This window comes from Natronoarchaeum philippinense (genome assembly GCF_900215575.1).
GTDB classification, from domain to species: Archaea; Halobacteriota; Halobacteria; order Halobacteriales; family Natronoarchaeaceae; genus Natronoarchaeum; species Natronoarchaeum philippinense.
In genome coordinates this window covers 291,534-314,128 of record NZ_OBEJ01000001.1, presented here as the reverse complement: position 1 = coordinate 314,128, position 22,595 = coordinate 291,534, and the positions used below count along the sequence as shown (strand labels likewise).

Genomic DNA, 22,595 nt, shown 5'->3' with positions numbered 1-22,595 from the left:
ACTAAAATGTCTCGCTCGAGTCGAGAGGCATCGGACTATCATTGCAGACGAACCAGACTGGGAGGTCACCTATGCCAGATAGCGACGGCACCATCAAGTGGGGTGACCTTCTGAGCAGTCGACGACGTGCCCTGATCGCCATGGTGTTGCTTGAGAACAGTGGTGGCGATCCGATCGACGTGGGAGAACTCGCTACGGAAGTAGCAAGACTCGAATCCCAGACTCAAGGACCCGTCGACAAGAAATCCCGGCAGTCAGTTTATACAACGAGCACTCAATACCATCTCCCGAAGCTTGACTCGGCGAACGTCATCAACTACGACTCCACCACTGTTGCCCCTGGGGAGCACCTTCGTCGCTACTACGCTTTTGCAGTTCTCCTGCCTGGATCTGAGATCGAGTCACGCCCGTTAAGTCCGTGACTAAAGAGACACGGGATCTAACAGAGAAAACTACCTGTAGAGCACATCTACGTGTGTTATAGAGACCTCAATTTTAGCCAGCATATAGACTAATACCATGAGTTTGTAGACTGATCTGTGATCAAATCACTGGAAGAATCTCCCGAACGATTACCTACTGTATCAGAGTTCGAATCAGCGATTAAGTCACTCAAAACGGCTATCAAAGACCTCCCGACGAGTGCTCCGTCATTCCAAGATCAATCGCTTGACTTTGCCCAACTTCGTGATGGAACTGGAGGTTCAGCTCAGACTTGGCAAGAGATTGAGTCAGTAGTACGCTCTCAATTCGACCATCACCAACTGTATTCCGTTGATGGGGACGGGTCAGTGAGGCTAGCGAGAGCTATCGGCCGGTCACCAGAAGCCAAACAACCGACCATCAATCTGGAGGTCGAATTTCGGAAGAACGGCAAAGTGAGTGTTGTGTCGAGCTACTACCTTGATGGAGAGGAATATCCGTTCTTTCTCGGTGAACCCTCCTCAGCAACTAACGCGGCAGTGGTGGCAGCAGAGCTAACTGCATATCTCACTTTCATTACGGCAATCAAGAAAGGAGAAGAGAATCACTCATCGCCTATCTCGATCTCTGGAAGCGCTCCGAAAGCACACCAGCAGATGCGAAACGAACTAGATACCGTGTGCGAGCAGATCGACCCAGTAAGAGAGGTAGCGATGCGACTCAAACATCGACCAGAGTGGCGGTACTTGGATACGCCTATGGCTCAGCGATCTTCTAGTGATACCCATTCGATGTCATGTCGAACTGATGGTGGAGAGTCAGTACAGTGTCTCATTTGCGGCGACGTTCCTGTCCAGGGTCCGACGCTGAAATATAAAAATTGGGAGGGGAAGCTGATGTTCTGCGAGCCGTGTCTCAGGCTCGTCAAAAAATCGATCGAAGAAGAGCAAACGATACTAGAGGCGATCGCTGATGATTTAGGGTAACGTATAGGAATGACGTGCTGAATACAGGGCGCAAATCGGTCACAGATGGTTGGAATCGACGTTGCTCGAACCGGTCGATACAGACCACCTTTTTCCCGCTCGGGTTCGCGCTCCGCGCGAACCGCTCGCGGCAAAAACGTGGGCGAAAAAGGCTGAACGCTCGCTTTGCTCGCGTTCAGTGAGTTGCGCTCCCGTCGACCGCGCGAATAACGTGCTCAGTACGCACGCTCATCCTTGCGGCTGATTCGGTCAGATGTGCTTGCACAAAAGATACTCTCGGTGCTGCTACATCCTCTGTATCCAGCACGACCGTTAAAACAAAGCCCTACATTAGGATTTCAACGGGAATGGTTGCTACTACATACCAGAGGAATGAGCGATGCTACTCGTCACTACGATCGTCGTTGGGAGACACTGAGTCGGCCGCCTCAATGAGCGACTCTCCGAGCGCGCGCATCCCGTCAGCGTCAGTACGCACGGTCACCTGCCGATCCTCACCGTCACGAGCCGCGTTAAGAACAACCGCGACGTCTACCGATGAACTCCCAGCAGGCGCAACTACCCGTGCTTGCGACAACGTTGGTAGAGAATCCTCACTAACGAGTTCGGTCCGGTCAATTACGGACATGAGCTTCGGAAGTGTCTCGTCGTAGGTCACGCTGCCTCACCCCCACTGGTGGCAGACAGGTTGTCTCCCTCATAGTCGTCAATTGCGTCGTCCGGGGCGGCGTCGAGGAGCGTACGTGCGGTACCGCCATCGCGGCATGACTGCGCTCGGTCCTCAACGTGGTTGACCCACCGCTCAATCGCTCCGCGGGAGAGTCCGGTCTCGTCTGCGATCGAACGATACGACACGCCGTCGGCGCGCATTGCGAGCGCGTCCACGACGGTGTCGAACTGCTTACTTGCCACCAGATACTCGCGCGCGTCGTCGAACTCGAGACCGACCGGTGGCCGGGAGTTCCACATTGCTCGCTGTTCGCGGTCGTTCACAGCCTCCCGAGCTTTCTTGATTTCCTCGCGTTTGATTGCGGTTTCGACTGTTCGGCGAACGCCATGTTCCATACTGTCGACATCAACGTCTCCAGCGACGAATGCGAACTCGGCGCTGCCCGAGGCAGCTGCACGCCGCCATTCCGCGAAAAAGTCGTCGCGGGCCAGTCTGGAGTCGTCCCAGGCGACCACGTGGTCGTACTCTCCAGCTCGTACGCGATCGATCGCGTTGAGGATCTCGTCGTTATCGTCAATTCTCGGGTCGTCCTTGTCTCGCGAGAGTATGCTAAATCCAGTGTGGACACCTAGGTCAACGACATCGTACTCGTCGGCAAGGTCGCTCGCGAGCGAAGGCACCTGTTCGCGCTGGAGGCGAAGGCTGGCACCATCCTCGTCGCCTTGCGATCGTCGAATGACCGCGAGCGCCTTGCTGGTGGTGGCGTCACTCATCGGTGACTGTGATTTCGAGCGTGTTCCCGCTCTTGATGTTCCACTCGACACGTGCTCCCGCGAGGTCCATCGCCTCGGCAATGCCCTTGGGAACAGTCGTTCGATACTGCTCGACAGTTCGGTCTTCACCGTCGGAGTTGGTGGTGGTACTCGTGGTCTTCGTAACGGTCGTCTTGGGCATCAGTAGTTAGTGCTAAAGATTGCACTACACTTAGTGCTAATTACTGGTGTCTCGGAACCCCCGGGTAGTGGGACACACTGCGCAGCCACGAACCACCAGTTTCTGTGTTTCCAACCTCTTCGACTGTTGCCATCGTCGAGGATCACCAAGCCTTGAAAATCAGACAGTCAGTGGTTTAGTAAGACGGTCCATCCTTGTGCGTCGAGAAGCGTGTCGAGGCCCTCGACATCGACGTGAGCGTTTTCAATCCATTCGCCACTGGGAACCTTCTCAAGAGCTGCCCTTGCAGCGTGCTCGTGCGCAACGCGAACGGCACGCCGTTCACGAGTATACATCCGCGAATCAGCAACACGTGCCATTTCCTGGGTTGGGATCGCCCACAGCTTTCTTGAATTGCGCCGTGCTCTCGCCAGCAAACGTGCGTGCTCGCTTTTTTCCACCACCGTCTCCAACCGTTCCTCATCGGCAGCCAAGCGCTTCACCGCATCCTCTATTATGTCTGTATCATGGAGCGGTGAGGCGGGATCTCTCGCAGCTTCTGAGATTCCCTTCCGGAGCACGGGGCTGAGGAAACCACGGCGCTGTAAGTCTGGGTGGCTGTCCGTGAGGTCCGCCGGCTGTTCGGCCGTATGCTGGTCTAGAACGTTCTTCCCGCCTTGAAAACTAGGACGATCTCTGCTGACCTTTTTCGCTTGCTCGACCGCATCCTCCTTGGGCGCATCTCTCGACCTCTTCACAGACTCCTCAGTTGGGGCTTCGTCAGCGCCCGTCGTGGGCTTCGATGTCTGTTCCTCGCTTGTGGTGGCAGTCTGTTCCTCCTCTTCAACCGATGTAGTAGTCTCTTCCTCTTCGTTTTCTTTGTCGACATCGACGTCGACATTGCTCTCGAACAGAGTCATTGTTCCTGTTTCTCCTTCCAAGTGCGGTATTCTTCGGCGATGACGGGGAGGTCCTCAGCACGGATGAACAGTCCAATACCTGCCTCACCTTCGTGCTCCCGGCCGAACGCGACTCGTCCTTGACTCTTGGCGCCATCACGGCGAGCAGTGACGCCCGCGTTGTGGTCAGCAAGCCTGGCCAGCAGAGCAGTGGCGGCAGCGCGCAACTGAGCCACCTCGTCGGTCGTGAGAGTACCCTCATGCATCGGCCTCTCGAGCTGGACGATCACCTCTGCGACCTCACCGAGAGAACTGGTGCCAATTTCAACCCGAAATTCGTCGGGTTCTGTGTTGGTGATGTTGAGTTCGTCACCCATGTGAGGAGGTCAGGTAACGTTCCACTTATACTCAAGGAGGGTGTGGTGTACTGCATATTTACGTGGTGCATGTGGTGCACCCGTTTACCAGAAATTATTGCTTGTTCTTCTTCGATCCCACCCATCTCCTCCAGGGCTTATATATAGAAATGTCACAGAACAGTGTGGTGTACATGGTGCGCATCCAGAAACGCCTCACGGATTTTAATTGTTTTAGAGGCCCTATTAGAACATCTTAGACCATATAGTCGAGGCTGTGGTGAGAACCACATAAGAAGGTGGGTCCACAAGTGGGTAGGGGTATTCGCCATTGAGGCAGGGGAATCACGTCAGTCGCCGTTTGTCGGGCTAGGTGATAGTTTTATCATTGGAGGTCATTCTGAAACGATAATATCGATCACTTCGAGGAGGTGTGTCCTGTCACTGTGCCCAGCCAGTTTAGAGGAAGCCGATACCTGTCTCTAAGTTCGTTGTCAATGGGAGATGTCCTTTTGCTGCCGCGGTCGCCGCGCGGTCTGCGTAGGCTGTCGTGATCGGTAGTCGCGTCGTCGTGTTCGCGACGCCGATGTGGCATTGCGAGAGGAGATACACCTGTCGTGTGAGCGTCTCGATGTCTGTGTCTCCATGTTTGCGCTCAACCGTGATCGGTCGTGGTGTTCCAGTTGTGCCCTTGGCAAGCGGTTCTTTCTGGCCATACGTCGCGATATATGCGAGGTGTTGTTCGTCGTTGATGCAGGCGATCGCCTTATCAGGAGTCGCGAATCCACCCTCCTGCTTGACGATCCGGGCGGGTGCCTGCTTGCGTACTTCGACCACATCGTAGGAGATACCGCGCTCGTCAAGGAACCCGAGAGCCGGCTCAATCGGATCGTTCATGAAGCCATCGCGATGGATAGCGATATGGTCGGGCGCGTCGCCGCGGCGCTCTTCGTACCCTAACAGCGACTGTCTGGCGATCCGGCGGAGTGCCGATGCAGGAATGCGTTCACCTGCTTGCGGGCCTGTGTGGGCGTACCCGAGAACCGCGCCTTCGTTCGTGATCGCGGTCACGGACGCGCCGACGCGAATTCCGTCTTGGAGACCATCGTCATCGTCGTCGAAATACTGACCGACATCAAACGCGAGGTAGAGATCGGCATCGCCTGGCAACGAGCCTTCCACGGTGAACGGGATTCCGCCAGCTGCGCTGATTAACCCGAGAGCGATATTCTGGTGGTAGCCAAGCTCATTCATCGACTTCCGATCGATCATCTGGGAGTGGAGTCCTTTCTCGGCGAGAACTTCCTTAAGCTCGTCGTAGGGCTGGTAGAACGAGATCAGCGCGCCCTCTTCTGGAGGAAGAACCACCAACGCGGCATCATACTCGTGGTCACTCGAAATCTGGCGACCAACTTGGATGTCGACGTCGCCTGGTCCGTCGCTTTTCGGCGTCGGATCAAACGTAATGTCCGATCGGCTGTCCGGTTCAGCACCTATGGACCTGAGCTTCCGCGAGAACGTGTCCCAGAATGAATCGGCTTGGTCGCCTTCCAATTGCTGCGGATAGACGTAAAGGACGTTGAACGACGCAGGCGGTTTGTAGACACCTTTCTGGCCGACTTCCTTCGGATGCGACCCAAGACGGCCGTTGGCGAACTTGAGAATCTCGGCGTCGATCTCGTACAGTTGTTCGACACGAAAATGAGAGTCGCCAGCGAAGAGTGGTGCGTCAGCGGGGAAGGAAAGGGTAGTCCCGTCGAAGGGAACGTCACCGACTTGCCGAGCGAACTCCACGGCGTCTTCGACACGAGCGGATGCTGAACGGCGCATCTTCGGCTGTGCTTCCGCCCAAAAATCGCCGTCGAAGTTTGCGAGATTCGCGGTGTGTCCTTGGAGGGCTAGCAACTCTTGAGGGAAGGTCTGTTTTCCACCGGAACCCATAGGGTATGCAGTAACGACGCGGCGGTTCGCGCTGTCGATTCGCTCAACTGTCTTGTCGTCGACGAGCGGATTGTCATCTCGATGGTAGTCGACGACACTTGTCTCGGCGTCGATTGTCGGATCGCGAGCCCTCTCAGACTGAACGCGGCCGAGTCGATACCCACGCCCATTGTAGGTCGTGACGAGTCGTAGCCCGGGATAGAGTCGATGGTTCTCGAGTTTGTCGAGCGTATAGTCGGTTTGGACACGCGTCTTGGGGTTCACGTGGAGGTAGACCTGTCCTGACGATGCGACGGTAATGGCGCAGTCGAAGCGCTCGTGCAAGCGGAAATTTCCAGTTCCAGCTTGGATGGGAACGGGCTCGCCTTCGAGAATCTTGTGCATGCCGTGGACAATGAAATCCTGGTCGGCGACACGGTGTTTGAACGCTTCCTCTACGAGGCGCTGGATTTGTGCACGCTCGGCTTGGTTAGACAACTCTAGCGTTCGCTTTCCCGCCTCTTTGAGCTCGCGAACGTCCTCGCTTTCGAGAGTACCATCGCCGGGGATTGGGTGGAGGGACACGACCTCGAGGTCGCCAGCGTACGCCATCGGTGGTGCTTGATCCTCGTACTCTTCACGGATTTCACGCATAGCGGAGTACGCTCGCCGACGGCGCTCGGCAGCCGACTGCGCTTGATCCCCTGTCGTGATGAGGACGTTATAGACGTGGACAGGAACGTCGTCGATTCGCTGCGCGGCAGGATACGTGGTTAACCCATGCCCGCTGGCCGAAATGTCGCGCGTGTCAACGAGGGCATCTTCGATAGCTGCGTCCTCGTCGTAGTCGGATCCTGTACTATCGCTGGTGGTGGCACTACTCTTCTCAGCTGCTGGCTGGAAGTCAGTTGTACCAGAGTCGACTCCCGTGTCAGTTTCTTCGTTGTCACCACCAGTGATCTCGCCGGACCTGTATTCATCGGGGACGGTCACGTCGAACTCTTCTTCGAATGCCTGGATACTCGCTGGCGTCAGTTCAATCGTCCACGCGCCGACATCTGGGTCCCAGGCACGGTGAGTCGTGTCCCACGAAAGACCTTTCAAGCGATTCTTGACATCCTCGTCGTATTCGAACTCGATAGCCAATTTTTCGCCGTATTCGTCTTCGATGATGTCGTAGGAAAACTCAGTCATGCAGCACCCTCCTTGGTGGCGGGGATGTACTCAGATGGCTGTTCGCGTTCCTGCGAATGATCCTCTTCGTTCGGCTGAATGCGCAGATCGGTCTCCTCAAAGAATGGGTCGTCAGTCTCGATCGTGAGCACGTGACTACTGTGGCCTTTGAGGTTAGCGACGAACGAGTCAGTCGCCAGCAGTCCGCCGCGAATCCCGAGCACTCGGCCCTCCCGCGACTCTCCCGCTGACAACGAGTATTGGTTAGTCGTCAGTCGCTGGTCAAGGGCCGGCGCCTCGATGGAAGGTACATCGACGACAGCATCACGAACGTCCTGCCGATCGCTGTCAGCCCAGAAGTAGCATGGTTGGAGCTTTTCCGGGATCAAGGCCGCCGTAGCGAGGGCGTCATCTGTGAGTTGGTCGACGCTGTTTTCCATCGGCTGGTACCACTCGTGGCGACGGCGCTGCGGCCACTCCTCGCCGATGGCCTTCTCGATAATCCCTGCTGCCTTTCGGTTAGGCGCACGAGCGATGGGGATCGCGTGAGAGGCACCCTGTTCGGCCCAGCGGCAGCGTGCTCGAGACTCTCGGCTGATGCCAACCTTGATCCGGTCGGTTGCCGCGAGGTAGACGAGATGCGTATGCGAGCACGACCGTTGTTTGTAGTCTGGGTATGGGCAGGCTTTGTACTCACAGTGGGTCGCAGGATGCATCACACACGTCGCATGAGGCGGCTCTCCGGCGCAGTCTGGACAAGGGGAAGTTTCAGTTGGTTCCCCACATAGCGTACAGTATTGTTCTTCAGAGATTGTCACTCGAATCTCTGTCCCCACGAGTTCGGATAGGGGAAGGTCCGGACGCTGATGGATCGGTACGTCCGGTTGCGCGAACTTGAGCGCGGGTTCGTCGTTGTACCAGGAGACGAAGTCGATGACTCCAGTTATCGAGGCGGCGTCCGCTGCGACCCGAGGGGAACTGAAGGAAGCGAACGTTTCCTGCTTATTCTGCATCTACTAGACGTGACACGAAGAAAGGATACAAAAATACTACGCTGACAAAACAGCATTGTTGCTGATATTGCGTATTGTAACGACGTTACCAGAATAACCGCATTATTCATAATCTGTCCCGTACAAACCCGCCTATGAGCAGTAACGAGGACAAGACTACCTTTTCAGGTGAGAGCCCAAATGCGCGCACGGAAGAGGAGTCAGTCTCGTTCGAGGGCCTGAATGTTTCTGATCGTGTCCACATTGTCCCGCTGGGGTACGAATACGAGCGTGTCACAGTCCCAGCGATTCGAATGCGCGCAGATCGCGTGTATCTCATCTACCACAAAGGGGATGACCCCGATGAGCGGCCGGGGTACTATGAGGACATTCACGATGATTTGAGAGGTGCTGGGATTGATGTTGACGATGACAACATCTGCAATATCTTCGACTTGTATGATACCCTGAGAACAGTTGCTGAACTCATTCAAGCCAACCAAGACCACGAGGTCTATGTCAATCTCGCCTCGGGAGGGAAGGTCACCGCGATTGCAGGCATGATCGCCTGTATGGTCACGAGCGGTGCTGAACCAATCTACGTGAGTGCCTCAGAATACGGGCAAGACAAAGAGGTACCGGTGGCGAAAAATGTGACCAGCATCTCTCGCCTTCCAACGTATCCAATCCAAGCGCCCTCTTATGCCCCGCTCAAGCTTCTCCAGTATATCGTCAACGAGGGTCCGGTAACGAAACAGGAGTGTATCGAGTTTGCAGTCGCCGCAGGGATTGATCCTCTCGCTGATCATGAAGGCGATGACACACGCGGCCTGTACCGCCTGCTCGACTCTCACTTACTCGACTCGCTTCGAGAAGACGGGTACGTAGAGACGTACAAGAAAGGCCGGAACAAATACGTCAAAGCAACCGAGGAAGGTCAGAATACTCTCGAAGCGTTCGCATACATGCTTGACAGAAGCTGACCAGAATCCAAGGGACCACGGTAGATTAATCAGAGAACGTCGCCACCAGTATCGTGAAACAGATAATAGTTGGATGCCTATCATTCAGTTACGGTCAGTTCAGTATGCCCTGAATCATGCCATTCACAGCAACTCGCGATGGTGAGCGTGTCCTCCCCCACGAAGCAGAATCTTCCGATGCGCTAGTCTGTCCTGTCTGCGATGACGCGATGAGTGTCGTCGACGAACATCGTCGCCGCGGTAGTTTCGTCGCCCGCCATTTCCGTCATCAGACTAACGACGAATGTCGCGGTGAGTCGATTCCCCACCTGCGGATGAAGGCAATCGCCTTCTCGAAACTCGTAACCACCTACCCTGATGCGGACGTCAGTATCGAGAAATCAGTCGGTCCACGCCGGGCAGATGTTCTCGTCGAATTTCCAGAACCACGGTCTCCTCTCGGGAAGGGAATCGCCGTCGAGGTTCAGCACCGGAACAACTCGAAAGACCTCTTTGCGACTGACCAAGATTACTACGACGAAGGTTTCAGTGTCCTCTGGCTATCTGAACAGCACTATGCCGAGTACGACGTCGCTATTGATCATATCCAGCCCGTTTGGCCGAAGGCTCTTCCTCAGCTTCGAGGGCACGATGGGCTATCATGGCCAGTTGTAGATGAGCCTTCGACTCCTGAGATCCAAGTTCCACTCCCCCCTGACTACCTGGATCACCACCAGCCATCGATTCGCGACGCCTTCGAACGGGGGCAGCGCCAGCGGTCAAACAGGTCTTGGACGACGCATCAGCAAGTGTGGCTAAGTAAACCACATCAACCCACCAACCGATCTCTGCAATTCGCTGAAGCACCTGCTGGAGGGTTCTACCTGAAGCTGAGTAAAGGCAAGAAAGGACAACGCCCCGAGTTTGTCCACGTTCCGCTCAGGGAAGATGACATCGGCCGTCTTCAGCATGCTCCGGACGTACTCAATTCGGCACTCGAAAAAAAGCAGGTCGAGGGAGAGTGGCAGGATCTGGATGTTTGCTGGATCAAAGCGTACGCCGATCCCATAACGGCCTGGCTGAAAGTCATTTCTACCCCCGATAACGGCTATCTCTTAGAACTGGGAAAGAAGGATGCGAACGGACAATCAGATCAGGTGAAAACGGCGTTTACACCCTCAGAGAAGTTCCACTATCGTTTTCGTGACTTCTTCGATAGCCTCGAGCCGTACCTCTCGAAAGAATAACTCACTCTGGACATCAATAGTCCAAGACGAACCGAGAGTCCTCGACGACATCTATTGACGAGTTGCTTAGGGATGTCTGACAAGGGTTTATCCTATAGGTTACCCTATATCTGAGCATATAGGAATACATAAATGAGCGCAAGAGTGGCCAGTTTCCTCGATAAAGGAGGAACAGGAAAGACCACCAGTATCGCACATCTCGGCGTCGCACTTTCTGAGCAAGGACACGACGTCCTGCTCATCGATCTTGCCGGTAAACAGGGAGACCTCGCAAAATCATTCGGCGTCTGGCAGGGCACACAGGCCGCCATCGAGAACGACGACGCCTGGCCGAACATTTCGACAGTCTTCGACGACGCCTGGGAGACGATCGTCGAAAAGCTCGGCGACGAGGCTGTTGAGGAACTCATCGTGCAGACCGACGAGGGCGTCGATCTAATCCCGGCACATCCTGGACTGGATACGCTTGACGCGGAACTTGCGAACATCGACGATGCTTCCGACCGGTACTCCCGGTTCAAGCAATTCCTTGACGACTACATTGACCCGCTTGGCTACGACGCCGTACTGATCGACCTGCCAGGAATGACGACGAACGTGACCTACAACGGACTCTGGGCAGCACAGAACGTGCTCGCCCCCGTCGAAATGGGACCGTTCGAGGCCGAACAAGTTGGCGCGTTACGTGACGATCTCGCGAAGGTCGAGGCCAACTTCAACATCAATGTCGACTTGGCGATGGTCCTCCCGAACAAAGTTGACTCACGTACGAAACTCGCTGGCGAGTATCTTGATGCCTATCGCGAGGAGTACCCTAGAGCAATCGCGCCAAAGTATGTTCCCTCTTCGCAAGACATCCGGAACGCAACCGAGCAGGGACAGTCAATCTTTGCGCTGGACAATCCGAGTGGAACAGCCCGTAAAGCACGTGACGCATATCGTACCAACGCTGAAGCGCTCATAGAACGCGTCAGTGGTAACTAACCATGGATGACGAAATTGAAGAGCTGAAACAGCAGACCAGCCAAGGAGACCGATTGGACGAAGTGAGTGCAGAACAGAAACGGAATGACCTCAAAACCGCGATTCTTGAAGAACTGGAGAAAATCGACGAAGGAGATCAGCAGAAGGTCGTCAGTGTCTGGGACGGGCCAATGGCAGCATTAGTTCGCGCTCTCGAGAACCATCCCGAGCATCTGGATGATGTCGGTCATCGTCTTCAGGACGAGCTCGATGTCGACCAGGAGGACGTTGATCGGAGCGAGGTTATTCGGCTTGCGCTTCGGCTTGGACTTGGAACCGCCGCACCGGAGGCTATGAAAGCGACGCGCGAGGCGGTCAGCGATAAGGCGACAAAAAACCTATAGATGCCTCTATATCGTATCCTATAGGAAAACCTATATCCACATATTCTCGCCGTATATTGTCTCTCAGCCCATTCTAACTATAGATACAAGTGCTCGGAGAGGATCCGTCAGTGGGCTAGGGTATTTACCTGACCAATCAAAATCTCCACTTGCGATGAGTCAATCAAACGCATCACCCACCGCTGACGATCACGGCTTCCACGATGGTGGAGGTCCCCTCGAGCTGCCGGTGGAACTCGACGCAACCAAGATCGAGAACAGGTTTATAAACGAGCCAGAGTACAAAATCCAGGGCCAGATCCCAGTCGAGCAAGGATCCGACCTTGAAGTGGACCTGTCTGCTCTCTCCAGTACCAGTGGTTGGTACGTTGATCCTGACGCCGCCCTCTACATTCAGGGGACGGGCTACACGCAGGGGACGATAGACAGCTATTACGTCAAAATTCAACAAGTCGCGACGCAAAGGCCGCGTATCGTCCCGATCGAGTCAGCAAAGGTCCCGGTCGCCAGCATGGACATCGAAAAAAGTCTGAGCGATGTCGGTGTGTCGGCTTCCATCCCTGGATCCGCCGTCGTTGATCTCGTCGATCGCTACGTCACTAGCGCGACCGAAGTCATCACGCAGAAACTGCTCAACGGTCGTGGTGGAATCGTTGACCTCCTCACTCACGCTGACGGCACCCGTGTCAGCATTGACGTCGAGAAACCCTACGCTGGATGGCAACACGACGTGCAGCAAATCAAAAACGACCACGATCTCCAAGCGCTTGACCCCGAAGACTACGAGCACGTACGCGCTATGGTGCGACCCGTTCTCGGTGCCACTTGGGGAGATAGCGAGTATGAGGCGAGAATAGAAGTGCCCGACCCAAACCTCGACCGCCTCTACGAACTCGCAGACGACGAGAGCTACGAAGCTCTTACTCGAGTCTGACCGCTACGCCTCCTGCTGATCTACGGTTCTATTGGGAGAAATTGATCTTGGTGAATCGAACAAATGAAGATGGGTTTCCGAAATATACGTAGGCGTATGCATGTATCGGATCATACGGTCTGGCTGCCGTATTGATGTCAGAGTGCCCATGAACCTAGCGGGATGTGTTTCTCCTTCTGAAACTGCCCATCCTCGACGCGGTTCAAAATGGCTTGAGGGACAGAAGCCCCATAACTAGTGGGATGTTCGTTCAGTAGACCACTTTTCACATCGATTCTTGAACGAATTCAGGTGTGACCTGCTCTCGGCTTTCCTCAATAGCAGAGTCCAGCACGCGGCTACAGATAGCCAGGGCCTGGCGAACGTTACCCTGAGAACGTTGTAGAATCACGTCCAACGCTTCATCAGTAAACGGGTCTATTGAAGAATCTTCGTTTGGCCCATTGCGCTCTCGGCTGAGGTAGTCTGATACCAGATCGTTCAGATGCTCGTTTGTGAGGGGTTTCAGAGCGACCTCCTCTCCGATTCGCTCGCTAAAAGCATGATACTCACTCATGACGTCTTGCCAGACTTCGGGAGCACAGCCAAACAACATACACAGCCCGGAACTATTCTGGTCCATCAGGTGTCGAATACTGTTGAGCGTAGCCTGCTCGTTTTTTGGGCTGAGACGGGCGATACTCTCGAACTCGTCGACGAAAACGAATACGCCAGTATAACCGAGCTCGAGTAGCATATTCTTGAAAGCGGTAAACGCCCGGACGCCCATCGTATCGTCATCGAGTGCGCTGTGGATCTCCATCTCCTTGCGCTGCTCATACCGGATACCCTCTGCGGTCAACCACTGCCAAGCATAGAGGTTGGTGTCTTCGTACACCATGTGTACGATCGCACGAGCAAAGTCGGCAAAGTGAGTCACATCGCTTAATCGTCGAACTGCCTCCGGGACGATCTCAGAGAGAAGGATTTCTCCCTCATCGATGAGCGATTTCATTGCGCTCGCGCTAATTGGATTCGCATCTGTGACGTCACGAGCAACCGAGGCGAGGTACTCGTAGGCCAACTCTTGGACTCGATTGAAACCTAGGTCGTACACGAACTCATGATAGATGTCGAGAAAGCCTTCGCCCGGTTGAGCAACGTACCCAACGACGACATCGTCCCGGTCCCGTAACAGCGAGCGGGTATATTTGAGCGTATGCGACTTTCCGTTGCCGTATTTCCCAGTAATAACGAGATGCTTGGACTTTCCAGTCGAAAGCATCGTAGAGACTGTGGAACTAATCTTTTCGGAGACGTGCTGTTGACCACAGTATATTTCGGGGTCCTCTGCGGGAACCGGACTGTACGGAAACGGATTGGCCTCGAGACCGTACTGTGAGTAGTCTTGCTGTTCGTCTGAAATGTCGAATGCGTCGGACATTATGTATCCTCCTGGTGGAACGTGACGTCGCGGTCGTGGACCGCGAGGTAGTAGTATTGTTTGTCGTACAATTCGACGCCAGACATCACCTGCTGTGTTGATTGCGACGTGGAGACCAACGTTCCCTCATCTGCCAAGGAAATTTGCTTTATCCCGAGAGCAGAATCTTTAGCCTCCGTATCCATCGGGGCTCCCGACAGCTCGAGCTTGCCGACGTTCTGCTGGCAAAGAGCGACCAGCGCCTCGTCGAAACCCTCACGTGAACATCCAACTCGTTCACAGACTTCTTCCCGAAGTTGCGGTATCGACAGATAGCGCTGTCGCAAATCTATGCCAGCCGTCTGTTCGAGGTTGTCATAAGCGTCAAGCACCACGAAAGGGAAGTTATCCGGAATGCTAGAGTGGCTGGTCAAATAGTAGCTCCCAGTGAAGGCATTCCGCTGAACGCGACCTAATCGCTCAGCCCAGTCACCGACGACCTCTATGCCGGTCTGGTTGAACGAATAGGGTGTATACTTCTGGTCTTCTTCCAGGCTCTCCAGAAGGGCATCGAGGTCTGTCGGTTCGATCTGCTCCAGAACCTCGAGAAATGCTCCGTAGTGAGGGCTACGAGTCGCGAGGATTGAACTCACTTGCTGCCAGTCCTCATCTTGAATCGCCTCTAAGAATGCTTCACCGATAGCAGTGGTCTCGTAAAAGGAAACATCATCTGACTCGCGTTCGTCCAGAAGATCGATCCGTTTCGCTTCTAGGACTGTTTCTCGCGCTCGCCGATGACTTACATCGAGGGCAGTCTCGAGATCCTCTGTCGTTTTCTCGTCGTCTGCACAGGCGTGTGTGAGTTCGACCAGACGGCTCAGTGTGACTGGACGGATCGTCGCTCGTTCGTCACTCATGTGAGCCTCCTCACTTGCTGTTTTGCGGTTTCATAGGCTCTCTTAGTGACTTCGTTGCCCTGGAACCGAAGATCGAGATAATTCTCGACGTCTCGATCGGACTCAGCTATGTATTTGAATCGCCGAAGCTCCGTTGCAAGCGCCCAGAGATTATGTTGAGTGAGCGCGGTTCGATCTTCCCGGATGTCTTCTAAACTCCGTTGCCCACAGATCGGACAGGGGCAAGGCAACCGATCCAAGTCCTCGATGTTGTGGAGCTCCTCCCCTCCAAAACCAGGTATCAAGTAGTTACGATTGCCGGCACTTCTGATGAACGCCGACGAGTCAAAACTATCGACACCGAGATAAAGTAAAAGTGGCTGATAGACTAATCCACCGAGCCCATAAACGTGTAGATGCTTCTTTGTCGCATTTCTTGCAGCCAGTACCAGCTTTGTTACCTTTTTGTAGTCCGTCCGGATTGGGACCATACTCCCGAGTGCGTATCCGTCAAAATCTCCGTGGTTCTCCAGGTACTGGATATTGTTACGAATCGTTTCTGGATCGTACCCGTGAACGCTTGCAAAGAGAAGAGCATCACCAGTATGGAGATCACTTGCTTCGAGAGCAAACTCGATGCTTCGGTCGATACGCCGTTGGTTCTCTGCTGCACGGTTTTCTCTGGATAAAGGAATGTCAATTGTTCCGTGTATGTCGCTATCTAATTTCCGTTGAGTTTTGATCGTCTTTTTCGGTGTAGTGTCGATCTCCTGCTCAGAAAAATCGAATCCACCGCTATCAGCGAAGATGATGGTATCCTCTGGAACATCCATCTCTTCGCGGAGGGTCACACCATTCGTTAGCCGATTCCACATCGGGTCCCGGTTCCGTATCGATCGAGCGTTAATCATCGCCGCGGAAAACTCCGGGATAGTGCCGACGTACTTGGGAGTGTTATCACTCGATCGCTTCCCCACGTTCCTAACTGGGAAGAGAACTGGTGTATCCAGTTCTCCGTGGGGAAGATCGAGTTTCCGTTGTCTGTACAGCATCCCTCCCGCTCGGATATGCTGTTATCTTACTTAGATAATGGGGCGATAGACGATCAGAAGAGGTGAAGTATAGAGGTTCGCCTTAGTAATTTCTCGTCTAATACTTCTCGAAGGCCATCTGAGTAGGTTCCTCTTCTACACGACGACAGAGGCCCTCAATCGCTTCAGGTTCCAGTGATTCGACACTGTCTATACGGTGTGCGAAATTCTTCATATAGTGTCCTTTCAACCCTACTACGATTGTGCCGTGGTTTTTCGCGTCTTCTGTGCGGGCAGGCACTGACACGATATTATCGAACTGGTCGTCGACGAGTTCCCGGTTGAAGACGACTCCAATACGGTCAGAACGAACGTTCTGGACCATATTATCGATGTCAATGCTGGTGTAGTAATCCTTCCCGAGAGTGAAGAAGACTACATCGTAGTCTGACTCGTTCAGCACCTGCTCTAAGTCGGCCTGAATGCTGAGTTGTTTAGATCGCTCCCTGATGTCGGCAACGCCCATCGAACTGAACGTCACTTCATATGGCGGCAACGGTTCGTCCTCGGAAACGAGGCCGAAGCCTGCACTTATGAAGTACCGCTCGACATCGTGACCTTCTCCTTTGAGCCGTCTAACCGCTTCCTTCACGAACTCCTGCTGTCGGCCCGTGTAGAGATCCTTGGCGTTGATTCCGGGAACATTATCGCGCTCCAAGAGCTCTTCTCTCGAGAATTGGAGCGTCTCTTTATCATCGAAGACGGGTGCACCTTCGGGGATGTCCTTCGAGCCAGAACATTGGTCGATAACCAAAATGTCGAGCCCATCCTGGACGTTGATTTTGGGTGGGTGAGGCAGGAAGTCATCCCCAGCTATGTAATTCTCTCCGCACGCTTCCAAAGCATTCTGGCGCAGTTTCGATGGATCTTGGAACGTCTGGATTGTGCAGTTGCTTTCTTCCACGGCATCTACGATGTGCTCGTCGATTTCTCCGTCAGGTGTGTGGAGGAACACCTTCTGGTATCGCTCTGCTTGCTGGCCAAGGTTTTCAGCCATGCGACTCCGGGCAAGCGAAACGCCGGTGGGGGTCTCGTCCCACCATTCCCGTACACCGCCGGCATCCAAAACGCCAACTTCGGCAACTGGGAGATCATGCACCTGCTGCCAGAAGTCTGGATGCTCGGCTCGAAGGTAGTCCTCGATAGTTTCGTAGCCGTTCAGAGATGCCGTACCTCGAATTCCGATGAGGATTTTCGGTAGCTCGTCGGTGAACTCGTCGTAGAACCGTCGGGTGTTATGGAATCCACGTCGACGGTTGCGGTCGTTACCACGGAAGATACAGACCTCGATACTGTTCTCGGTACAGATCGAGCAATCGCACTTCTCCCAAGGTCGGTTTTGCAGTGTACGCTGGTACTCTTCTAAGAGGTCTTCGTCGCCGATCCACGTCGCGTAATCTCGAACGACGGTCCAAATCGCGTCATAAGTAGTTTCAGGATCGTCGTTTTCAAGGATGGTAGTCATACGCGGGAAAGGCTCGAACTCTTGCTGTGCGACGGTTAGTAAATCAGAATACTCTTCGAAGCTAACCGGGTCTTCGGGATCGTCTTTCCGAAGAAGTTTGACCAGCTTTCCTCGAAGATTGTCGCTGAAGCTCGCTTGGAGCTCTCGGGCGTACTCGAAATCGTCTCTAAAAGCGGTTTCGACTTCTTGGAGTAGCGAAGCGTCGTATTGCTCGTCGTGACGGTGTTCACGTAGATATTCTCGAGTGGCTGGAAGGACCTTTTCTGCTTTCTTCTCCCACTCATAGAGCGCGTCAACGATGGGTTCCTCAGAATCGAAGGCTCTCAACGCAACTAGCGTCTCGCGGCCTCGAAGGGACTTCTCCACGGCCTCTGCAAGAGAATCGCGGTTAGATGGGTAACGAACCCGAATCGCGTCGTATCGCTCGTTGTTGTCAAGCCGGTAATTCTGCCCTCCTGTCCATGCCGAACGGAGCATACTCGCACTATCGAAACTGGTCATCCCCGATCGACCGACCGTCTCGAATCCTTCGCTCTTCGCAAACCCGAAGACGTGCGAGTCAATGCGAGTGTTATTCTCGCGTTCAAACTCCTTTACAGTCTTTCCGACGCCCTTCACGATTTGCCTGACGTCGTGGATGGGACTGCCAGCGACGCCACCGATACCGAGATAATCGTATCCAATGTCGAGCACTTCTTCCGTGGCCTCGATATACGTCTCGGGGTTCCAGCCCTGGATCGCTACCATTAGCCGGAACGGGTAGTTACCTCGGTGGTACAGGTCGTACATCTCCTGAGCGTTCCGGAGAGTAAGCTCGTAGCGGAATGCTGCGTCGTCCTCTCGGTACACCGCTCTGGGATCACGAGCCAATCGCGCAAGTACCGTATCGACGTCGCCTTGGAAGTCTTCTGGAGCAAAGGCCTCGACCTCCTTCTTCGATTGAGTACAGATGGACGGTTCGTACTCCTCGACGTAAGTAGGCCATTCGTTGGGCCACTCGTCGACCATCAAATCGACGACGTCAGTCAGTGCGTCTGGGATGTCACTCTTCTTGAAATCGGTATGGAAGGCGCGTTCGTCGAGGTACAGACGACCCTTGTCTTTCCCCGAACCCAAAACGAGGTGATCGATAGTAACGCCGACTGTGACCTCCAGCGTTTCGTAGAAGTCAAGCATCTCGGCGTTCCCGTACGGAGGGAACGGGAGTGACTTGTAGCCCCACGCGCCGCAGTCGCTGATCGTAGGAAGCCATTCTGGAACGGACAACACCGGGTCATCGTAGACCCCGTACTCGGCGAGACGATTTGCTTTGCGAGTCGTCTCTTCAACTTGTTCACGCGAAATTAGCACGCCATCGATCGGGGTTGTGTCGCGCTCGAAAATATCCCAGATGTAATCTAGATCCCGCTCCTGACGGTCGAGAGTAGAGAGTTCGTCGTGTCGGAAATCGTAGTGGGAATCGACCGCGTCGTCCCACTCAGGAACGTAAAATCTCACAGATTCTATTCACCGTCTTACGCTAAGTTGGTTCCTCCTTATGAATCTCCCTTTCCGCTTCGTCGAAGTGTAGTTCCGGAACGGATGAAAATATTATCACGTTAGGACGTACCCGAGCCGGAGGTGGGTTTTTCTGGTCTTGTTGAAACCCACAGCAGGTGATGGAGATTAGCGGTCGTGCTGGAATACAGCGCGCGTATCTCAAACGCTGGGATTGGATTATAATTCTAGAGCCAGACATAGACGGTATGGAGGTTTTTTCGTGGAACGTCCAGGGTGCGTTTCCGCCGGCCGGATCACCTGACCGAATTGACAAGCAGATTCGGTTCATTGTGGAGAATGCCGACTGTCCCGATCTCCTGATGCTCAACGAAGTGACGACTAACCGGCGTGAACTCTGGTATAACAAACTGGAGAGCATTGCCGGGTATGCAGAAATCGTGGATACCTTGGATTGGAGTCGCAAACTCGGAGAGCTTGACGTGCCCCCCTTCCAAGATTTCAACGGGGTGAACGGGAATCTCATTGCGATACACGAGGATAGTGCTCTGGAAGACCTCAGTAGACAGACGCCAAGTATCAGTGAGCCCCCGTTTGGTGACGCTACCCGCAAGCACTGGGATACAAATTTCCCTGAGAAGATTCTCAACGCAGAGGTTGATTTCGGAGACACAACGATTGATCTCTGGAACGTACGGACCGTGCCTGGGAATATGTTCGGAGAGGAGAAGATCAAGGTTCTGGAGAACGTATACAATCGCATTCTCGCGAAAGAGACCGGGCCCCGAATACTCGCAGGGGACTTCAATGCACCCAAGGCTGAGACCGAGGACGGTGAGGTGATTCCGTGGCGAAGCGAGAAGGACGATGCACTATCGGAGCGATGGCAGGCCGCAGAGTGCAACATTCTGACAGGTCTAGAGGATGTTGGGATGGTAGATGTCTTTCGAACAATCTACGGTTACGGTGATCTCGATACACTAGACATCAGTCATCCTACGGGAGACTGTGATACCCTGACGGGGAAACGATTCGACCACGTGATCGCATCAGAGAGCCTGAATCCTGAGGACTGTTATTATGACGCTGATGGACTCGAATGCAGTGATCACGCTCCGCTTTTTGTCCGATTTTCGCCTAACTTCTCTACCTGAGACTGCTAACGGTAGTGAGGATAGCCCTTCTATCCAGCATACGAGTTCTATCAACTGGGGGAGGTTTTGACAGAACCCGGTTTCTCTAAGAGAGGCGAACCCCAAAGCTTGGTTTGTTGGTCACTGAGCCGATTTACCTACGGTTAAGACGGTTCTCGACCTACACGTTTTTGACGCGCGGTGGTCCACAGAAGTGGGCCCGGTGGTGAAGACACCGAACCCGCGCTGTCTGGAGCAGACAGCATGTACATAGTCGAGGACGATTCGCAAAAGTCCGACGATGGAATAGTAGACGCAACTATCGCATTGCCCTCAACGGAGGTGGAGAAGAATGGCAGCTAAGAGTGACGTCGACACCCAACCGGCTTCGGTTCACAAACTCCTCGGCAACGAACGGCGTAACCTGCTCATTCGGTACCTCTCTCTGTTCGAGGAGAACGCCTCTGTAACAGTCCGTCACATCGCGAGGGTCATTCGAGGGATAGAGACCGGAACTCCGCCCACGCAGGTCAGTACAGGCGATTACGAATCAGCCTACAACGGACTGATCCAAACGCACCTCCCGAAACTCAGCGCGAGGGGCTTGATTGAGTACGATGAATCAGCGAAGGAGGTAGTGGTAACCTCCCGTCTCCAGAGGTACGCATCGATCTCTGTGCTCGCTCAGCTCGCCATCTCGGTCTAAGGTCACCTCTTCAGAATAAAGTAAGTCACCAGTCTACGCGGCCAATATCTTTATCTCTTGACCGCATTTGATCCAGTGGACGACGGCCTACCGCGTAGTGGGATGCGTGGTATGCTCTAAAATTACGTCGTCCCCACCTGGGAAGCTTGGGAGTTGCCATCCTCCATCGGTGGCACGAACTTCCCTTTTGAAATAGTGACACAGCGCCGCCAAAGTAGCCGGTATTAATTTGTGTGAACACAGAACACTCGACCATGCCAAGAATCTCTCAGTCAACCACGCTGGAACAAGTTGAACACATTCTCGGGAGTGGATCTGGGATCCTTGATTTTGCAGTTGAAGGCGAGAATGACTACTACACATGGGAGGATGGTGAAGATGCGAATTGGGAGATAGAGGACGTTGACTGCGTCAAAAACGTTGAAGAAGATCGGTTCATCATGTTCCCTGAAGGAGATTCATTCACGTGTGAGGTCGAAACCGAAGAGGATGAGAGTCGAGTTCGCTGCTGGTGCGAATGACCAATTTTGTACGAGTTGGCTCTGATGAATCACTGGGCAGCGGCGACTTTCGGTAGGAAACCACGTCGCTCAAGACGTCACGCTGGAACGCTCTTGTGTGCAATCTCGAAGGATCCGTATTGGCGAGCCAATTAGACGTTCTCACGATGACTCCAACACACTAGACCCCTTGCAGTATGGCGATTCGCCAAAACCTACGAGTTAATAATAGCAGTGGGGTCTGAAAACGCAGAAATAACAGATGGAGTTCAATTTGGTGGCCAATAGTGTATAGGAGTTTATGTAATACTGACAAACATCCTAATACCAGAATTTTCATACGATACCTCTTGCCACGTCCACCAATTCTCAAGGAATGTGTGCAACCTGCCCACATTATGATAATCAGTCAAACTATTCCGGACGCGAATTAAATCTGAATTATAAAAACCATCTTATGTATAGTGGGCTACCTAGCACATGTCTGATTTTGAATATTGTGTTTCGGATTTCGTCTTGCGATTTCTAGAACTCTGTGGGCAATCTGCCCACATTACAGTAAAAATTCTCTCATGATGTATGCCAAGCGTGCTGCATAATAGTAATATTATTTATAATACGGGAGTTGATACACAGAATATCATTTGGATGATTTCAGAGTCGTCTCGATGGCCTGCGATTTTTAGACCGATGTGGGCAGTTTGCACACATTTGTGTCATCCCGAGAAGCTATATTTGTCACCAGCATCGTCTTTCGGCAGTTTTAGTGGGAAACAAAAACTCAAATCCTATTTCGGTTTCTATAAACTCCTTAGAAAGTGTGAAGTCGACAATGGCAAAAATCGGCGACACCTCTCACGCTTTTTCTCGCCATTAGATGGGGTATTATCGTTTCTAATACGCTTATATAGCAAAAAGTGGAGTCGTGAGGGTGGTTTTGAGTCCGTAAGAACCCATGCCTATGAGCCATTAAGGCGACGAATCGACTGAGCCAACTTGCGAAGAACTTCAGTCGCCAGTTGGGCTATCTACATATTTGTACT

General features: G+C 53.6%; 21 protein-coding genes. 10 read left to right on the top strand and 11 right to left on the bottom strand.

Going from position 1 to position 22,595, the window contains the following annotated elements; genetic code table 11:
* Positions 1 to 71: 71 nt before the first annotated feature.
* Positions 72 to 422 (top strand): DUF7344 domain-containing protein, encoded by a 351-nt coding sequence (locus CRO01_RS16295; RefSeq protein WP_143824887.1) that lies wholly within the window; start codon positions 72 to 74, stop codon positions 420 to 422.
* A 117-nt stretch (positions 423 to 539) separates the two neighbouring features.
* Complete coding sequence (locus CRO01_RS16290) at positions 540 to 1,409, top strand: hypothetical protein (protein WP_143824886.1); 870 nt, start codon at positions 540 to 542, stop codon at positions 1,407 to 1,409.
* A 382-nt stretch (positions 1,410 to 1,791) separates the two neighbouring features.
* On the opposite strand, the gene CRO01_RS16285 is transcribed toward CRO01_RS16290, so the two are convergent.
* From CRO01_RS16285 to CRO01_RS01545, 7 genes are all read right to left on the bottom strand, one after another.
* On the bottom strand, positions 1,792 to 2,067 hold the full coding sequence (locus tag CRO01_RS16285) for a hypothetical protein (protein WP_143824885.1): 276 nt from the start codon (positions 2,065 to 2,067) through the stop codon (positions 1,792 to 1,794).
* The gene (locus CRO01_RS01570; RefSeq protein ID WP_097007368.1) at positions 2,064 to 2,852 is read right to left on the bottom strand and encodes a resolvase; all 789 of its coding nucleotides are present in this window, start codon (positions 2,850 to 2,852) and stop codon (positions 2,064 to 2,066) included. The genes CRO01_RS16285 and CRO01_RS01570 overlap by 4 nt, the downstream gene beginning before the upstream one ends.
* Entirely contained in the window at positions 2,845 to 3,033 is a 189-nt protein-coding gene (locus tag CRO01_RS01565) for a hypothetical protein (RefSeq protein WP_097007367.1), read from the bottom strand. Before CRO01_RS01565 ends, CRO01_RS01570 begins: the two co-directional genes overlap by 8 nt.
* A 167-nt stretch (positions 3,034 to 3,200) precedes the next feature.
* Positions 3,201 to 3,932 (bottom strand): hypothetical protein, encoded by a 732-nt coding sequence (locus CRO01_RS01560; RefSeq protein WP_097007366.1) that lies wholly within the window; start codon positions 3,930 to 3,932, stop codon positions 3,201 to 3,203.
* A complete protein-coding gene (locus tag CRO01_RS01555) occupies positions 3,929 to 4,288 on the bottom strand; it encodes a hypothetical protein (RefSeq protein ID WP_097007365.1) in 360 nt (119 codons plus the stop codon). Before CRO01_RS01555 ends, CRO01_RS01560 begins: the two co-directional genes overlap by 4 nt.
* 438 nt (positions 4,289 to 4,726) lie before the next feature.
* Positions 4,727 to 7,381: a hypothetical protein gene (locus CRO01_RS01550; RefSeq protein ID WP_097007364.1), complete on the bottom strand. Its 2,655-nt coding sequence runs from the start codon at positions 7,379 to 7,381 to the stop codon at positions 4,727 to 4,729.
* Positions 7,378 to 8,373 carry a DUF2797 domain-containing protein gene (locus CRO01_RS01545; protein ID WP_097007363.1) on the bottom strand — a complete coding sequence of 332 codons (996 nt, stop codon included), beginning with the start codon at positions 8,371 to 8,373 and terminating at the stop codon, positions 7,378 to 7,380. Before CRO01_RS01545 ends, CRO01_RS01550 begins: the two co-directional genes overlap by 4 nt.
* Positions 8,374 to 8,507: 134 nt before the next feature.
* Between CRO01_RS01545 and CRO01_RS01540 the strand changes: the two genes are divergently transcribed.
* The 5 genes from CRO01_RS01540 to CRO01_RS01520 all read left to right on the top strand — a co-directional run bounded on the left by CRO01_RS01540 (position 8,508) and on the right by CRO01_RS01520 (position 12,862).
* On the top strand, positions 8,508 to 9,335 hold the full coding sequence (locus tag CRO01_RS01540; RefSeq protein ID WP_097007362.1) for an HFX_2341 family transcriptional regulator domain-containing protein: 828 nt from the start codon (positions 8,508 to 8,510) through the stop codon (positions 9,333 to 9,335).
* A 116-nt stretch (positions 9,336 to 9,451) separates the two neighbouring features.
* Positions 9,452 to 10,561: a competence protein CoiA family protein gene (locus tag CRO01_RS01535; protein ID WP_143824884.1), complete on the top strand. Its 1,110-nt coding sequence runs from the start codon at positions 9,452 to 9,454 to the stop codon at positions 10,559 to 10,561.
* Between the two features lie 132 nt (positions 10,562 to 10,693).
* Entirely contained in the window at positions 10,694 to 11,545 is an 852-nt protein-coding gene (locus tag CRO01_RS01530) for a ParA family protein (RefSeq protein WP_097007360.1), read from the top strand.
* 2 nt (positions 11,546 to 11,547) lie between these two features.
* The gene (locus CRO01_RS01525; RefSeq protein ID WP_097007359.1) at positions 11,548 to 11,928 is read left to right on the top strand and encodes a hypothetical protein; all 381 of its coding nucleotides are present in this window, start codon (positions 11,548 to 11,550) and stop codon (positions 11,926 to 11,928) included.
* Positions 11,929 to 12,082: 154 nt separating this feature from the next.
* Complete coding sequence (locus CRO01_RS01520; RefSeq protein WP_097007358.1) at positions 12,083 to 12,862, top strand: hypothetical protein; 780 nt, start codon at positions 12,083 to 12,085, stop codon at positions 12,860 to 12,862.
* Between the two features lie 265 nt (positions 12,863 to 13,127).
* On the opposite strand, the gene CRO01_RS01515 is transcribed toward CRO01_RS01520, so the two are convergent.
* The 4 genes from CRO01_RS01515 to CRO01_RS01500 form a co-directional block, all read right to left on the bottom strand.
* On the bottom strand, positions 13,128 to 14,285 hold the full coding sequence (locus CRO01_RS01515) for a BREX system ATP-binding domain-containing protein (protein WP_097007357.1): 1,158 nt from the start codon (positions 14,283 to 14,285) through the stop codon (positions 13,128 to 13,130).
* A complete protein-coding gene (locus CRO01_RS01510; RefSeq protein ID WP_097007356.1) occupies positions 14,285 to 15,181 on the bottom strand; it encodes a hypothetical protein in 897 nt (298 codons plus the stop codon). Before CRO01_RS01510 ends, CRO01_RS01515 begins: the two co-directional genes overlap by 1 nt.
* Positions 15,178 to 16,212, bottom strand: coding sequence for a tRNA-guanine transglycosylase (locus CRO01_RS01505; protein ID WP_097007355.1), 1,035 nt, complete (start codon positions 16,210 to 16,212; stop codon positions 15,178 to 15,180). Before CRO01_RS01505 ends, CRO01_RS01510 begins: the two co-directional genes overlap by 4 nt.
* 97 nt (positions 16,213 to 16,309) lie before the next feature.
* Entirely contained in the window at positions 16,310 to 19,213 is a 2,904-nt protein-coding gene (locus CRO01_RS01500) for a queuine tRNA-ribosyltransferase tRNA-guanine transglycosylase (RefSeq protein ID WP_097007354.1), read from the bottom strand.
* A 161-nt stretch (positions 19,214 to 19,374) separates the two neighbouring features.
* Between CRO01_RS01500 and CRO01_RS01495 the strand changes: the two genes are divergently transcribed.
* The 3 genes from CRO01_RS01495 to CRO01_RS01485 all read left to right on the top strand — a co-directional run bounded on the left by CRO01_RS01495 (position 19,375) and on the right by CRO01_RS01485 (position 21,573).
* Positions 19,375 to 20,367 carry an endonuclease/exonuclease/phosphatase family protein gene (locus CRO01_RS01495; protein WP_097007353.1) on the top strand — a complete coding sequence of 331 codons (993 nt, stop codon included), beginning with the start codon at positions 19,375 to 19,377 and terminating at the stop codon, positions 20,365 to 20,367.
* Between the two features lie 331 nt (positions 20,368 to 20,698).
* A complete protein-coding gene (locus CRO01_RS01490) occupies positions 20,699 to 21,052 on the top strand; it encodes a DUF7344 domain-containing protein (protein WP_097007352.1) in 354 nt (117 codons plus the stop codon).
* A gap of 254 nt (positions 21,053 to 21,306) precedes the next feature.
* On the top strand, positions 21,307 to 21,573 hold the full coding sequence (locus CRO01_RS01485; protein WP_097007351.1) for a hypothetical protein: 267 nt from the start codon (positions 21,307 to 21,309) through the stop codon (positions 21,571 to 21,573).
* Positions 21,574 to 22,595 lie beyond the last annotated feature (1,022 nt).

Excerpts from the sequence above, each read along its gene's own strand:
- CRO01_RS16295 (WP_143824887.1), top strand. The coding sequence starts at position 72 with ATGCCAGATAGCGACGGCACCATCAAGTGGGGTGACCTTCTGAGCAGT.
- CRO01_RS01570 (WP_097007368.1), bottom strand. The coding sequence starts at position 2,852 with ATGAGTGACGCCACCACCAGCAAGGCGCTCGCGGTCATTCGACGATCG.
- CRO01_RS01565 (WP_097007367.1), bottom strand. The coding sequence starts at position 3,033 with ATGCCCAAGACGACCGTTACGAAGACCACGAGTACCACCACCAACTCC.
- CRO01_RS01560 (WP_097007366.1), bottom strand. The coding sequence starts at position 3,932 with ATGACTCTGTTCGAGAGCAATGTCGACGTCGATGTCGACAAAGAAAAC.
- CRO01_RS01555 (WP_097007365.1), bottom strand. The coding sequence starts at position 4,288 with ATGGGTGACGAACTCAACATCACCAACACAGAACCCGACGAATTTCGG.
- CRO01_RS01550 (WP_097007364.1), bottom strand. The coding sequence starts at position 7,381 with ATGACTGAGTTTTCCTACGACATCATCGAAGACGAATACGGCGAAAAA.
- CRO01_RS01545 (WP_097007363.1), bottom strand. The coding sequence starts at position 8,373 with ATGCAGAATAAGCAGGAAACGTTCGCTTCCTTCAGTTCCCCTCGGGTC.
- CRO01_RS01540 (WP_097007362.1), top strand. The coding sequence starts at position 8,508 with ATGAGCAGTAACGAGGACAAGACTACCTTTTCAGGTGAGAGCCCAAAT.
- CRO01_RS01535 (WP_143824884.1), top strand. The coding sequence starts at position 9,452 with ATGCCATTCACAGCAACTCGCGATGGTGAGCGTGTCCTCCCCCACGAA.
- CRO01_RS01530 (WP_097007360.1), top strand. The coding sequence starts at position 10,694 with ATGAGCGCAAGAGTGGCCAGTTTCCTCGATAAAGGAGGAACAGGAAAG.
- CRO01_RS01525 (WP_097007359.1), top strand. The coding sequence starts at position 11,548 with ATGGATGACGAAATTGAAGAGCTGAAACAGCAGACCAGCCAAGGAGAC.
- CRO01_RS01520 (WP_097007358.1), top strand. The coding sequence starts at position 12,083 with ATGAGTCAATCAAACGCATCACCCACCGCTGACGATCACGGCTTCCAC.
- CRO01_RS01515 (WP_097007357.1), bottom strand. The coding sequence starts at position 14,285 with ATGTCCGACGCATTCGACATTTCAGACGAACAGCAAGACTACTCACAG.
- CRO01_RS01510 (WP_097007356.1), bottom strand. The coding sequence starts at position 15,181 with ATGAGTGACGAACGAGCGACGATCCGTCCAGTCACACTGAGCCGTCTG.
- CRO01_RS01505 (WP_097007355.1), bottom strand. The coding sequence starts at position 16,212 with ATGCTGTACAGACAACGGAAACTCGATCTTCCCCACGGAGAACTGGAT.
- CRO01_RS01495 (WP_097007353.1), top strand. The coding sequence starts at position 19,375 with ATGGAGATTAGCGGTCGTGCTGGAATACAGCGCGCGTATCTCAAACGC.
- CRO01_RS01490 (WP_097007352.1), top strand. The coding sequence starts at position 20,699 with ATGGCAGCTAAGAGTGACGTCGACACCCAACCGGCTTCGGTTCACAAA.
- CRO01_RS01485 (WP_097007351.1), top strand. The coding sequence starts at position 21,307 with ATGCCAAGAATCTCTCAGTCAACCACGCTGGAACAAGTTGAACACATT.